This window comes from Paenibacillus sp. KACC 21273, from assembly GCF_028736095.1.
Classification (GTDB): Bacteria; Bacillota; Bacilli; order Paenibacillales; family Paenibacillaceae; genus Saccharibacillus; species Saccharibacillus kyungheensis.
The window spans coordinates 4442846-4457489 of the sequence record NZ_CP117876.1; the positions used below are offsets into that span (position 1 = coordinate 4442846).

Annotated in this window: 12 protein-coding genes; 5 read left to right on the plus strand and 7 right to left on the minus strand. The window is 40.4% G+C overall.

From position 1 onward, the window contains the following. Nucleotides 1–10 precede the first annotated feature (10 nt). Nucleotides 11–2563 carry a sensor domain-containing diguanylate cyclase gene (locus tag PQ460_RS19445; RefSeq protein ID WP_274170839.1) on the plus strand — a complete coding sequence of 851 codons (2553 nt, stop codon included), beginning with the start codon at nucleotides 11–13 and terminating at the stop codon, nucleotides 2561–2563. Between the two features lie 94 nt (nucleotides 2564–2657). On the opposite strand, the gene PQ460_RS19450 is transcribed toward PQ460_RS19445, so the two are convergent. Then, the gene (locus tag PQ460_RS19450; protein WP_274170840.1) at nucleotides 2658–3137 is read right to left on the minus strand and encodes a hypothetical protein; all 480 of its coding nucleotides are present in this window, start codon (nucleotides 3135–3137) and stop codon (nucleotides 2658–2660) included. A gap of 275 nt (nucleotides 3138–3412) precedes the next feature. Here PQ460_RS19450 and PQ460_RS19455 point away from each other — a divergent pair, with 275 nt between their 5' ends. Beyond that, nucleotides 3413–4414 carry a cation diffusion facilitator family transporter gene (locus PQ460_RS19455; RefSeq protein ID WP_274170841.1) on the plus strand — a complete coding sequence of 334 codons (1002 nt, stop codon included), beginning with the start codon at nucleotides 3413–3415 and terminating at the stop codon, nucleotides 4412–4414. Nucleotides 4415–4459: 45 nt separating this feature from the next. Here PQ460_RS19455 and PQ460_RS19460 read toward each other — a convergent pair whose 3' ends face one another. Further along, nucleotides 4460–5353, minus strand: a complete 894-nt coding sequence (locus tag PQ460_RS19460) for a LysR family transcriptional regulator (RefSeq protein ID WP_274170842.1) — start codon at nucleotides 5351–5353, stop codon at nucleotides 4460–4462. A 139-nt stretch (nucleotides 5354–5492) separates the two neighbouring features. Between PQ460_RS19460 and PQ460_RS19465 the strand changes: the two genes are divergently transcribed. After that, complete coding sequence (locus PQ460_RS19465) at nucleotides 5493–6677, plus strand: MFS transporter (protein ID WP_274170843.1); 1185 nt, start codon at nucleotides 5493–5495, stop codon at nucleotides 6675–6677. 215 nt (nucleotides 6678–6892) lie between these two features. Continuing rightward, entirely contained in the window at nucleotides 6893–7066 is a 174-nt protein-coding gene (locus PQ460_RS19470) for a hypothetical protein (RefSeq protein WP_274170844.1), read from the plus strand. Between the two features lie 113 nt (nucleotides 7067–7179). Here the strand turns inward: PQ460_RS19470 and PQ460_RS19475 are convergent, their stop codons facing one another. After that, entirely contained in the window at nucleotides 7180–7827 is a 648-nt protein-coding gene (locus PQ460_RS19475) for a C40 family peptidase (protein ID WP_274170845.1), read from the minus strand. A 161-nt stretch (nucleotides 7828–7988) separates the two neighbouring features. Between PQ460_RS19475 and PQ460_RS19480 the strand changes: the two genes are divergently transcribed. Beyond that, the gene (locus PQ460_RS19480; protein ID WP_274170846.1) at nucleotides 7989–8915 is read left to right on the plus strand and encodes a dipeptidase; all 927 of its coding nucleotides are present in this window, start codon (nucleotides 7989–7991) and stop codon (nucleotides 8913–8915) included. A gap of 81 nt (nucleotides 8916–8996) precedes the next feature. Here the strand turns inward: PQ460_RS19480 and PQ460_RS19485 are convergent, their stop codons facing one another. The 4 genes from PQ460_RS19485 to PQ460_RS19500 all read right to left on the minus strand — a co-directional run bounded on the left by PQ460_RS19485 (nucleotide 8997) and on the right by PQ460_RS19500 (nucleotide 14529). After that, on the minus strand, nucleotides 8997–9995 hold the full coding sequence (locus PQ460_RS19485; RefSeq protein WP_274170847.1) for a Gfo/Idh/MocA family protein: 999 nt from the start codon (nucleotides 9993–9995) through the stop codon (nucleotides 8997–8999). Between the two features lie 325 nt (nucleotides 9996–10320). Further along, the gene (locus PQ460_RS19490; RefSeq protein ID WP_274170848.1) at nucleotides 10321–11829 is read right to left on the minus strand and encodes an alpha-glucosidase/alpha-galactosidase; all 1509 of its coding nucleotides are present in this window, start codon (nucleotides 11827–11829) and stop codon (nucleotides 10321–10323) included. A gap of 243 nt (nucleotides 11830–12072) precedes the next feature. After that, nucleotides 12073–12969, minus strand: a complete 897-nt coding sequence (locus tag PQ460_RS19495) for an AraC family transcriptional regulator (RefSeq protein ID WP_274172975.1) — start codon at nucleotides 12967–12969, stop codon at nucleotides 12073–12075. A gap of 153 nt (nucleotides 12970–13122) precedes the next feature. Next, the gene (locus PQ460_RS19500) at nucleotides 13123–14529 is read right to left on the minus strand and encodes an NAD-dependent malic enzyme (protein ID WP_274170849.1); all 1407 of its coding nucleotides are present in this window, start codon (nucleotides 14527–14529) and stop codon (nucleotides 13123–13125) included. Between the last annotated feature and the right edge of the window lie 115 nt (nucleotides 14530–14644).

Below are 14644 nucleotides of genomic sequence, written 5' to 3' on the forward strand. Positions count from 1 at the left end.
TAACCAACTAATGTCAGTTTCAAAAAACAATGAATATGATTTGCTCAATCGTACGCTTTTAACAGAAGGTAAATTTACCACTCAGGAACCGATCGATCTGACCAATTGTGATAAAGAACCGATTCATATTCCCGGGCAAATTCAACCTCATGGCGTATTGTTAGCCATAACCAAAGATAATGAGCATACGATTGTACAAGCTAGTCGTAATACGATGACTTTATTTGGTATTGAAGCCGAAGAATTGCTAGGTCAGCCACTAGCTTCACTGATCGGTGAAGAACAACTTCTCTCCTTACTTCAATATGATCTTAGTACAGAATCTACTTCTGATCTCCAATATACGCGTTTAATGATTAATCTACAGGATACAAGCACTGAATTTTTTGTGATTTTGCATGAAAGTGAAGGACTGATTATTTTAGAGTTCGAACTGGATGCGATTGATGAATCTACTGTTGTGAATGATTTTGAATGGATTCGTGCCTTTTTCGGACGGGTGAAACAGACCAAAAACCGATTTGAAGCGAGTCAGGTGGCAGCAGAACAGATCAAAGAAATGCTCGGTTATGATCGTGTGATGATCTATGAATTCGATGAGAACTGGAATGGCAAAGTTATTGCTGAAGCGAAAGAAACAGCGCTTGAACCTTTTCTAGGGCATAACTATCCTGCTTCTGATATTCCAAAGCAAGCTCGTGAATTGTATCTGCGTAACTGGTTACGTACGATTGTCGATGTCCATTATACACCGGTAGAGATTATTCCAACTGTACAACCGGTAACAGGCAAGCCGCTTAATCTAAGTCTATCGATTCTACGCAGTGTCTCGCCTCTTCATATTGAATATTTGCATAATATGGGTGTGGGCGCTACTGTTACGATTTCACTGATTCATGATAATCAGCTATGGGGGCTGATTACGTGTCATCATTATTCACCTAAATATATTCCGCATCGTGTGCGTAATTTGTGTAATTTCCTAGGTTCGTTCTTCTCTAGTGAATTGTACCAACGTCAGCAGATCGATGATTATGAATCTGAACTAGCTATGCGTCGTCAGGCTTCACGAATAGCGGATGTTTTTATCGGAAATACAAGCTTTGTGCGTGTTATTGAACAACTGCAAGAAGAAGAAACAACGTTGCTTAGTCTTATGAGCGCTTCGGGAGCGGCTATTAGTTATCAGGATAAATTATTGTTATACGGACAGACACCAACAGCTGGACAAATTCGTGAATTAGCCGGTTGGTTAGGTAGCAAAGCCAAAAATCATGTCTATGCAAATTCTCGTCTAAGTCTGGATTATGAGCCTGCCAAAGCTTACAAAGAAAAAGCATCTGGAGCGCTCTATCTTGCTCTTTCTCCAGGGCAACAGAATTATATTATCTGGTTCCGTCCTGAGGTGCTTCAGATAGTAGATTGGGCAGGAGATCCGGTCAAAGCTGTTATTCAAGATAATGATAGTATGCGCCTTTCTCCGCGTAAATCATTTGAGAAATGGAGACAAGTTGTTCAATCTACTTCATTTTCTTGGAAAGCCAAAGAAATTAATATCTTGCCTGAACTCAAAACGATTGTGCATCGGCAAACCGAAAATCAATTGCAACAAGTAGAAGAATTAGCGCTACAAAATGCTCGTATTTTACGGCAAAATGAACAGCGTTATTTGCAATTGATGGAATTGTCTCCTGTCGCTTTTATGACAATTACAAACGGGCAAATTATTTATTCTAACAGTGAAGCAGCCGAATTGTTTGGCGCCAAAAATACACAGGCGTTAATTGGCAAAGAGTTTGCACAGTATATCGGTAAGCAGTCTCAAGACGATATGCAAAAAAGTCTGGATGAATTACAGGAAAATGTTGTTCAATTGATCTCGACCAACGGATTCTTTATCGATGTCGATCAGAATATGATGCAATTGGAAGTCACATTAACTTCGATTACGTATGGTGGCAAGCCATCGGTTATGATGATTGCTCGTCTAGTGGCTTCTAATATTGAGCAGGCTGAAGCGTATTCTACCATGTCTGATCAATTGCACAGCTATCTAGCTACTGATCCATTAACAGATATTCCTAACCGACCTGCTTTTGAAAAATCGCTAGAGTTGAACTGGGATACTGCGCTTGCAGAGCAACAATATCTGACTGTATTTTTAATCGATCTGGATGGTCTACGAGCTTATAATGCAATTCATGGTCTCAATGGGGGCGATCTGTGTCTACAATGGGTAGCCGATGTCTTAGCTATGATAGGTAGTATCCATGATGCTACAATTGCTCGCTTTAGTGGTGGTGCTTTTACAATGATGTTATTAGGATCAGATCAGGTACACGCCAAAAGTCTTGCACAAGAGATCAGCCAGAGTGTGCTCGCTCTACAAATTCCAAGAGACACTTCGAATTCCGGTGAATTTATGACCGTTACAATCGGTGGTGTATCTGTTATTCCTACTTCTTCTATGCGTCCTTCTGACATGATCGATCAGGCTGAACGATCGTTGATGAGAGCCAAAAATAAAGGAAAAAATCAAATTTTCTGTTGTGATGGTGAATAATCATCTAGCTTAATTACAAAACCCCCTTTCGATCTATCCTTGATTCAGTAGGATAGATCACAAAGGGGGTTTTGATATGCAAATTATGCTGTTATCACAAAGAATGTTGCTTTTGATGAATCGAATATTTACTATCGTCTTGCTCGATCTCACGATATCTTTTTTCATTTTCTGTCCATGAATAGATACCTGCTATAACTCCCAAAGTAACCACAATAATAAAGCTTGCGATTAGTGTGGTAGGGGTCAATAAAAGTAACCATTCGCTCCATACTAATCCATAGCTAAATAGTTGAAATAAAATCACCATGCCTATTAATAAAAGTGCCGCCTTCACACTTTGCCAGATCATATGAAAAGCAAATCCTCGCTGACGAGCTATATTCCACTTCTGATAAAACTTTTTCTCGTATCGCTTGTAAGCTACTTCTCTATATATCCCTAGTGCTATCAAGCATAGTAACCCTATATAGTACCAGATAGGATAATAGATATTGGTGAACAAAGGTACTAATAATAACACCAGACTCGTCATCATCGTTCCTATCAATTGTATCTTTCGTTCCCGGTTCATATGTAGGCTCCTTTCTGCTATATCTTACTTCTATACGTGCTCTACTCTATTCTATCATTGCTAGTTTGGTGATAGCCAATCTATATGTTATTAACGACTTATTGATTATGTTCGCAGTATCATATCGTACATTTCATTGCTTGTATCCTTTGTTTGCAGACGTTATTATACAAAGTGGAAAAGCGTTTCGTCTGTTGAGAAACAGTGTATTAATACAGATTGAAAGGCTTGATCCAAACCATATACATAGACAAGATTAGGGGGGCTATCTCGAAGTGGCTGAACAACCAGAAAAAGAAAGTTTGATGTCTTTAGTGAAAAAAGGAAATACCTCTTCGGCTGTAGCGATGATCGGTAATGCTGTGCTGGCGATTTGTAAAGGCGGTGCCTTTTTGGTTAGTGGAAGTGGTGCAATGTTCGCTTCTGCGATGCACTCACTTGCCGATGCGGTCAATCAAGGATTCGTATTTGTAGGTAGTGTATTGTCTGAGAAAAAGCCTACACCTCGCTTCCCTACAGGCTTCGGACGGGTGATTAATATCTTCTGTATGATAGCCGTTATTGTAGTTACGATTATGGCATATGAGACGATTCACGAGGGAATTCACTTGTTGCAACATCCAGTCGCTCATACTGGTGGCGTATGGATCAATATTGCGGTATTGGTACTTAATATTTTGATCGATGGAGCGATTCTGATCAAAGCGATGAAAGAAATTTTGAAAGAAGCTCGCGCACCACAAGCGAAAGGCTTTGCACTGATGCCAGCGGCTTTCAAAAATGTAGGACGTGCGGCTCCACCTACACGCCTTGTCTTTTATGAAGATATTGTAGCAGTACTTGGTGCTCTGTTTGCTCTAATTTCTGTTGTTGTTATTGCTCTAACTAACTTTGCACTTCTTGATGGTATGGTAACTACATTGATCGGTCTATTGATGATTGCGGTTGCTTTCCGCGTCGGATACGACAATATGATCGGGCTAATCGGTGTTGCAGCGCCCAAAGATATCGAAGACAAAGTATCAAAGACGATTCTTGCTGATGAACAAGTCGCTGATATTCAGATGATGCGTATTATTCAAGAAGGACGCTATTATCATGTAGAAGGTCTGATTGAACTGCACAAAGGACTTACACTTGCCGACGCTGATGATATTAAGTTCCGTGTTCAACAGCAGTTGATGACTAATCCCGATATTGCTGATGCTTCGATCTCTATTATAGAAGATGATGGTATTCATAGCTGGGGTAACAAGCAAGCCGATGTATTAAAATAAAAAGGTAAGATAGAACCTCTAGTGAACTGTTGAGTGAACAGCGAATTAGAGGTTTTTGGCTTGTTCTGCAAAATGCTTTTCAATTAATGAAATAAACATCGTAGCGGCGGCGCTCATATAGCGATCTGTCCGATATAGCAGTTCGATACTTCGTACAGGCGTATGATTTACGATCGGAATCGCGGTCAGTTCATCATCTGACAAAGCCACCAGTAACGCATGAGGATGAATACTGAATCCGATGCCTGCTTTGACCAGTTGTAGCTGAGACGCGGCTGATCCGTTATCCATCATCGTCTGTACTTTCCACCCTTTCGACTGAAAACAATCGTCAAGTAATTTGCGACCGACAAAACCTACAGGATACAAAATTAAAGGTAACTGCAACAGTTCTTCTAATTCGATCTCTACACGTTGAGCCAGTGCATGATTCGCAGGCACAAACAAACTATAACTTTCAGTACCCAAAGGAATCTGTACTAACCTTTGATCCGGTAAAGCAGCCAATCCGATCCCAATATCCACTTTATCTTCAAATACCATATCTTGAATTTCAATTGTAGGCATAATCTCTAAGCGCACATTAGGAAATAATTGATGAAATGCGATCCAGATCGATCCCATCCGATAATCCAGATCAGACGGTAACACAGCGATTCGTAATGTGCCACGTTGATTAATCTGTAATTCAGCAATCGACATTTTCGCATTTTGTAGATCACGTAACATCTGTGTGCTGTATTGTTGAAGTAATTTGCCTGCTTCTGTAATTCTTATTTTTTTGCCAATCCGATCAAATAAAGGCGTATTCAATTCGTCTTCTAACACTTTGATCTGTTGACTTAATGTCGGTTGAGAAATGCCTAGTCGATCAGCAGCTTTGGTAAAATGTAATTCTTCACATACGGTTATAAAATATTGCAGTTGGCGTAATTCCATCGTCAACCTCCTGAATGGTTCTAATTAAATCATAGCCTTGTACTATCATAATAATAGAAACAATAGTATGGTACAATCGTTATTCTTTTCTTATACTATACCTAATTCATCATATTTAATATAGACAAGGAGCTTTCCAATGCGTATACGATATTTAACGATTCTTTTATTATTAGCGGCTCTTAACTTGCGCCCTGCAATTACATCGATCTCTCCTTTACTGGAAAATATACGAGCTGATCTTCATATTCAAGGTGTAACTGCCAGTCTTTTAGTGACTTTGCCTGTTTTATGTATGGGATTATTCGCTCCACTCGCTCTATCATGGAGCAAGCGATGGGGATTGGAAAAAGTGATTACTTTTTCATTATTATTGATAGGACTTGCTACTCTGTTACGTCTGATGGCTGATTCGACTGTGATCTTAATGAGTAGTGCTTTACTCGCAGGGATTGGAATCGGATTAATCGGCCCTTTACTATCTGGATTTATTAAGCAGTATTTCCCTAATCCAGCGGCTATGGTCAGTGTTTATTCGGTATCGCTTGTTATCGGAGCAGCATTAGCAGCAGGTCTAGCAGTGCCTTTACAACAAGTATTACGCGGTTCTTGGCAATACTCTTTATCGTTCTGGGCGATCTTAGCGATTGTCGCAGGATTGAGCTGGTTGCGATTAGCTCGCGTTCCTCAATCTAAAACAATTACAGCTTCGGTGTCTTTACCTTTACGTCAGAAAAAAGCTTGGCTGTTAACGATTTTCTTCGGCTTAATGGCAGCGATATTCTATTCATTGACCACATGGTTATCTCCTATGATGGCACATGCAGGATACAGTAAAATTCAAGCCGGTTATATGATGACTTTATTTACAATTATTCAGATTCCGATCAGTTTTTTAATTCCAATTGGAGTGAGTACATTCGGTAAACGTGCGTGGTGGTTAGTCGGATGTAGTGTTATGGAAATCATCGGACTATTGGCATTACACTTGCCTGTATCTCCCTGGTTAGCGATAGCGATTCTTGGTATTGGTGCAGGTGGATTATTCCCATTAGCTCTTATGCTACCGATTCAAGAAGCTCATAATGCAGGTGAAGCGAATGCGTGGTCTGCGATGACACAAAGCGGTGGTTATACACTAGGCGCAATCGGCCCATTGATTGTAGGGTTATTATTTGATCACTCTGGAAGCTTTGTCACTGCACAATGGGGTCTGGGTGTAATGATTGTACTGATGATTATTGTGCAATGTTGTATTGGTAATGGAGCCAAAGATGTGATGAAGCAAAAGCCTGTAGTTGCAACTGCCAACAAAAGTGCTTGATAGTGCTTGATTCATAGTAAATGCTATTCTCTTCAGACAAATTTTTTATATCGCATAATTTCGGATAGATATTTCCAATCAAGATGCACTATCCTATTCAGTTAGATTTTAGGTGATTTTAAGCTATACGATATATCTTGTTCATGGTCGGCTACTATACTGAATATACTATTTAGTCAGTCCTATAGTGACAACTGTGAATGGAGGTTCTACCTATGTTACCTATATTATGGATGATCTTGAGTCTACTATTTGTTATCACAGCGATTTATTTTACGAAGCAACAGGTATTGCAAGGGCGGTATGCTATCTTATGGCTATCTACCAGTAGTTTTATATTAGGTATAGCGTTGCTGAACTTATATCAGACCCCTATTCACTTGTTATAACATCATTGTCTGGCATCATTATTTGTATAGTAAAAAGGCTTCCTTATCATCATTGCTGATGGTAGGAAGCCTTTTTTTGTTCGCTATTTTAATATTCTTACAAACAATCACTTTTATCCTCTGTAGAAACTACCTACGATTTTCAAATGCTTGGAACGCATAATTCGAAAAGGATAAATATAACCATGATTGCCAAGTTTCAACGGACGAGGCCATACATTGATTCCAGATGTAAATAAATACGCTTGATAAATAAATTTCGAACAGTAACTCCGTTCAACCTGATCCAAATTCGTATTTAGACGATACGCTTGAACTTGTTGATAATGCTCTTGTGCCCATAATGCTGCGGCTTGTCCCGCTTGTGGAGATTGTGGACGAAATACGATAAATCGATCTTGATCATAAAATCGCTTGATATACCATTCGACCGAATCTGAAAATACAGGGCCATACGGGTGCACATGATATACTTTACCGTCTTCCCCTAATATGCCCATATGCCCTGCATAGTACGTAGATTCTGAACTAGGCGTATACAAAATATCGCCTGCTTGCAAAGGCAATTGCCGAATTTGGGAGACTGGAAGATCGGCTTGCTGTTGACGGGTGGCTGTCCATTTGCGCGGTTGTTCTACTACTACACGATGTATCGCTCCTACAACAGCAAGATAGATTTCTGCCCAATTTATTTTTTGGAACCATGATTTGGAGACTGTATTTATTTTATTAAGCTGTAATTTGGCATGTAGATTAATCAAGAGATTCCCACCTTTATTTCAAAGTTACAATGATGACTATCTATCCTATATACGTATCATGTAGCATTTGGTATCACATCATTCTATTATGCAAATAATTAAATCTACTATATGCTTGAAACAACACCAAAGTACAATTTGAACAGCAAAGGATGTTGATGATGAACATTATTGATTTGCATTGTGATGTTTTGTATAAATTTGGGGAAGCGAAAGGAAAATTGAATTTTGCGGATTCGCCTGAACTGGATACTAATCTTGAGCGTCTAATTGAAGGGCAAGTTAAAGTACAAGGATTCGCTGTCTTTGTAGACCCTGCACTCAAAGACCCTGAGAAATTCCAATCCTGCCTTGATCAGATTCATTATTTCTATACCGAAGTGTTGGAAAAAAATCCACAGATGGTGCATATTACGCAGTGGTCGCAGATAGAGCAATTGCAAGATGACCAAATTGGTGCTTTTCTAACTTTAGAAGGAGTCGATCCGATCGGAAATGATCTGCACAAAATGAATCTGTTGTATCGGTTGGGTGTTCTTTCGGTAGGGTTAACATGGAATTATGCTAATCTGGCAGCAGACGGTGCACTGGAGAAGCGGGGAGCGGGACTGACTGCATTTGGTAGAGAATTGATTCAGCTCAATAATAAATATAAGATTTTATCCGATGTCAGTCATTTGTGTGAACGTGCTTTCTGGGATGTGATCGAGATTGCCGATTATCCGATAGCCAGTCATTCCAATGCCAGTCAGATGTTTGAGAATCCTCGTAATCTGAAAAACGATCAAGCCAGTGCCTTATTTGCCAAACAGGCTATGATTCATGTCGTCTATTGTCCATACTTTGTAAGTGAGCAGGAGATTGTAACGATCCCTGAACTGATCCACCATATCGATCATTTCTGTTCATTAGGTGGAGAAAAGTTGATCGGACTTGGATCAGACTTTGATGGGATTATGTATCATATTCAAGGCTTAGAACATGCCGGACAAAGCCAGAATCTGATTAATGAGCTGTTGAAGCATTATAGCGAAGAGCAAGTCAAAGGATTTGCTTATGATAATTTTATGAATTATGTACTGCGATAAACAAAGAATTATTATATTCTAAAAAAACCTATCTGAATATACCCTTTAATAAAGTATAGTCAGATAGGTTTTATATTTTAATTAATCTTCAAACGAATACTTGAGTCCCCATTGTCCGCGGACTTGATCGAGTAGACGCATAATATCTAGAGATTCTTCCAGTGAGATAACTTCACTTTCCAGTTCTCCCGCTTGGATCAAACGACCGACTTCTTCGGCTTCAAAAGCATATCCTTCACTTGGACGATCATCTTCGAATTTCTCGACTTCTTCATTGTTAACATATAAAGAAGCTTCGCGGCTGAACAGAAATTGTGGAATACGAATATAACCTTCTGTTCCATGAATATACGCTTCATTCGGTAAGTCTACACGAATCGCACCATTCAATGTTGCTGAACGTCCACCTTCATAAGCAAGCAAGATCGAGAACTGCTCATCGACTCCTGTCTCGCCAATACTTGCAGTACTGTATACTTTTTCAGGCTTTGCTCCAAAGATCATCGAAGCAAACGATACCGGATAGATACCTGCATCTAGCAATGCACCGCCGCCCAATTCTGGATTCAGCAGACGGTGTTCCGGGTCCCAGCCCATACGGAAACCAAATTCAGCTTTGACCAGACGTACTTCGCCGATCTTGCCATCTCTGATCCATTCACGTACACGACGAATCGGTGGTAAAAAGCGTGTCCACATCGCTTCCATCAAGAACAATTTTTTCTCGCGGGCTACAGCGATCATTTCTTCTAATTCAGCCGCATTCATCGTAAATGGTTTTTCGCACAATACATGCTTGCCTGCATTCAAAGCATCGATAACATTAATCTTATGTAAAGGATGCGGAGTACCTACATAGATCACATCTACGTCAGGATCTTGCAACAATTTGTCATAGCTATCATAAGCTTTGGGAATATTATATTTACCTGCAAATTCATCAGCACTTTCCTGATTACGTGAACCCACAGCATAAGCGATACCGTTAGATGTGTGTCCTAGATCAGCGACAAATTTGTTAGAGATCATTCCTGTACCGATAATTCCCCATTTCAACTTACCTTCGTTCGATGTAGACATATAACTATTCCTCCTATCAGTTGATGTTGCCTTTTGCAGTCATTCGTTATTCTAATACTTCCCCAATAATAGGTTATATTAAGCGTACAAGTTCAGATTTGCGAAGTATAGCAGTATTCTGACCTTTTATAACAGATATTTGTTGTAACATGAATCAACCACTCAATAGAACAGTAGAAAATGGATATAGATGGATATTACAAAGAAAAAGGTGAAAAAACAGAACTATTCTGCTTTTCACCTTTGAAGATATCGTCTATTGACTTGATTGATTATGATCAAAATAGATGGTTATTCAGATATCAGATGCTATTGATTTTGCGCTTTATGATTGTTGAACTTTTTCCCGATCTTTGCCTTTGTCAGATTCACCTGCATTTTTGTTAGCGGCATCTCGATCTTCTTGCATTTCAGCAACCGTTTTGACTTTTAGACGAGCGGCTCCTGCATACTCACGAGTCGGAATCAGGTGATCTGAAGCCAGTCTTTCTTTGGCAGCAACAATTGCATCTGTGTATTGAGGTAACCATGCTTCTCCAGCTACCAGCATTTCATCGACCATTTGCCAGATTTCTTTGGGATTGCAGACAGCGCCTACTAACGGGTCCATCATAAAAGCTTGACGCAGAAGCAAATCATCTCCTGTAATTGCCGCTTCAACAGCTAGACGTTGTACTGAAATACTGACGTTACAGACAGCCGCAGGACCCAGAGGTAGATTTCCTACATGTGGCATAGAAATCCCATTTCGATCGACATAACCTGGAGCTTCGATAATCGCATCATCCGGTAGATTAGCAATCACACCGTTATTGATCACATTAAAATGCCCGCGATAGACACGTCCTGTCTCCAAACCTTCAATAATATACGAACCATGCTCTTCGCCACGCTTTTCCGGTGCAAATTTCATTGGTTCGTCTTTCATCCAGTTAGGGAAATCAGTCTCAAACCAATTACGTCCTTCAGTACATACCCGCAAATACCCACCTGTCTCTCCATTGATCCAGTTGTTGAGATCGATCCATTCACCGATTTCTTGAGGACGCTTGCGATACCAGGGTACATACTCACTTAAATGCCCGTTCGACTCTGTACTGTAATAACCGAAGCGACGCATCATATCGATGCGTACTTTCTCGGTACGGCTGTATTCTTCATGATTTTCAAATGCTTCTAAAAGTCCTGCGGTTAAATCTTTCCCTTGATGAGACGCTTGAATATACCATGTCTGATGATTGATACCTGCACAGACGATATCTACATCTTTCTTCTCCAGACCGTAGACTTCAGCGATCTGGTGATGGCCATGCTGTACCCCATGACATAGACCGACAGTATGGACTCCACCATAGACGTTGCACGCCCATGTCATCATTGCCATTGGATTCGAATAATTAAGTAAGAGTACATCTGGCTTCGAAACTTCGCGGATATCTTTGCAAATATTCAGCATTTCAGCTATGCCACGCTGTCCGTACATAATCCCACCTGCACATAACGTATCGCCGACACATTGATCGACTCCATATTTGAGTGGAATATCAACATCGGTTGCAAAAGCTTCCAGTCCACCTACACGAATTGTACACAATACATACTTGGCATCTTGCAGGGCAGCACGTCGATCTGTTGTCGCTTGAATCTGAATCGATAACCCATTTTCAGTGATATCGCGCTGACATAACTGAGTCACCATATCGAGATTGTGTTGACTGATATCGGTAAAAGCAATCTCAATATTATGGAACTCCGGTACTGTTAACAAATCGCGTAACAACCCGCGCGTAAATCCTATACTTCCTGCTCCTACAAAAGCTACTTTAAAAGACATATACATATCCTCCATTCTAAAATACGCTCTACTAGCGCTTACCTACCTAAAGGATTGATTATGCTTTTATTGTAGCGTGATTGTACAAGGAAGCGTTACCAAGATCATGACTACTTTGTCGATTTGTTGTCTAATATCCTAACTTAAGCACTTGAGACTTCAAGTGCGACTGCATGTTAATCAAAAGTGATTTTTGCTAAGCAAAATATCTTACTCTATAACCACTTGAGACTTCAAGTGTAGCTATTCTTCAACATATTGCCGATCATAACGAACCACATTTCCGCGGTATTCCGCAGGAGTCTGTCCGGTATGCTTTTTGAAAAGCAAATGAAAATATTGTCTGCTACTCACACCGATATAATCAGCAATTTCTTGAATCGGAATATCGGTCTGCCCTAAAAGCATGCCTGCCTTTTCCATTCGTAAACGGGTTAAGTAATCGGTAGGTGTAGTATTCATATGCTTTTTGAAAATACGATGAAGATAACCGGGATGAACATTCACCGCAGAAGCAATATGTTCAACACGAATCGGACGATCATAATTTTGATGAATATATTGAATACTACGCTTCACATACCATTCTGTCTGCGATGTACTATTGATCTGTGTCTCCTGCCACAGACGGGCTATACGAACCAATAACTGAATAAATAATAAATCCGCCATCGTACCGGAGCGGTGTTGTTGATCTAGCTCCAATACCAATGACTTCAGTACATAATAGACTTCTTCTGGATCAGACAGCACAAAGTAATGCTGAGGTTGAGATAACAATTCAGCGAGTGCTACTTCTTCGCCAGCCATCTGAAATAGAGAAGGAAGAGGCAATGATGATGAAGCAAAGCCAAATTCTACATTAAGCATCCGACAAGGTGATTCCCCTTCAACGATCAGACGGTGAGGAACATTCGCATCGATGACAATAAACTGACCTTTTTTCAATTGCACTTGAACCGTAGTCGCAGATACTGGAGATTGGCTTGTATCTGACTGAACCTGCAATTCGATCAAGCAATGTCCAGAGATCATATACATAATTTCAGTCGATGGATGTTGATGATACGCCATACTGTAGTTATGCCATTGCTTATAATAATACGCATAAAATTCAGGACGATACGGTTCTTCCATCATGCGTTGACCGAATAGACTTCCTGTCCCCTGTGTATACGAATCTGCATCACGATAAGACTGAATCGGCTGAGTTAACGGATTGGCAAAAGGTCGCTCTGACTTGTGCTCCATCGGTGGCATTGTTGTTCTTCCCTCCTCACTTGAGCAAATATCTTAACGGAATTCTGGTGGTGTACGACGTGCTACTCCAGTACGGATAGCGGCTTCTACCACTCCGCGACGAACATACTCGACTACTTTTTCATTAAATACCCCTGGAATAATATATAGTTCATTCAATTCATCTTCTTTTACAACAGAAGCGATCGCTTTCGCTGCCGCTACTTTCATTTCTTCGTTAATTACACTTGCCCGGCAATCTAGCGCACCACGAAAAATACCCGGGAAGCACAAAACATTATTAATTTGGTTCGGATAATCGCTTCGTCCTGTCGCTAATACACGTACATGTGGCTCAGCCAGTTCAGGTTCAATCTCAGGATTGGGATTCGCCATTGCAAAAACGATCCGATCTTCTGCCATCGATTGAATATGTTCAACAGTTAGCAATCCAGGACGGGATACACCGATAAATACATCCGCTCCTTGAATCACTTCGGTCAGTCCTCCACGTTCTTGATGAGGATTCGTATGTTCTGCGATCCAGTTCCACATATCATGCGGATATTCTTCACCTGATACTAATGCACCACATTGATCAACAGCGATCACATTATGAGCGCCTGCTGACAATAACATTTTGATACAAGCTGATCCGGCTGCGCCTACACCAAGCAGTACAATTTTGGCATTTTCTAGCGGTTTATCTACGATTCGTAGCGCATTTAATAGACCTGCAAGAACGACTACTGCTGTACCATGCTGATCATCGTGGAATACAGGGATATCTAGTTCTTCTGTTAAACGACGTTCAATTTCAAAACAACGTGGTGACGCAATATCTTCCAGGTTGATTCCTCCAAACGAAGGAGCCATCCATTTAATCGCATTGATAATTTCTTCGGTATCTTTGGTATCCAGACAGATTGGAAAAGCATCTACGCCGCCCAACTGTTTAAATAACATCGCTTTACCTTCCATAACAGGCATAGCAGCTTCAGGTCCAATATCGCCAAGCCCTAAGACAGCAGTACCGTCAGATACGACAGCGATCATATTCCGTTTGATCGTTAGTGAAAATGCTTTTTGTTTATCTTCGTGTATTGCCATACATACTTTGGCAACGCCCGGTGTATAGACATGAGATAAATCTTCACGGTTTTTAACCGGAAATTTAGGTTGAACTTCGATTTTACCGCCTAAATGCGCAAGGAACGTACGGTCAGATACGTTGACTACTTTAACACCACTTAGTTCTCCAACCGATTTGAGAATACTTTCTCTAACTGTCTCCGGTAGATTAACCGTCAAATCGCGGGTAGTACTTTCAGGGCTAGCATGAATAACGTCAATTGCTACAACGTCTCCACCGGCATCACTAATCGCAGCAGCCACTTCACCAAATGTAACTTGTTTTTTATCCATTTCCAGACGAATGATCATACTTGTTCCGAGCGCCATAAGGATACCTCCTAATAATGTGGGTAAGATGATTTTGCACTATTCATTCTTTTTTAGATAACGCTTACATTATAAAGTTCGGACTTATTATAGCACAGTTTACAGGTAAAAAACT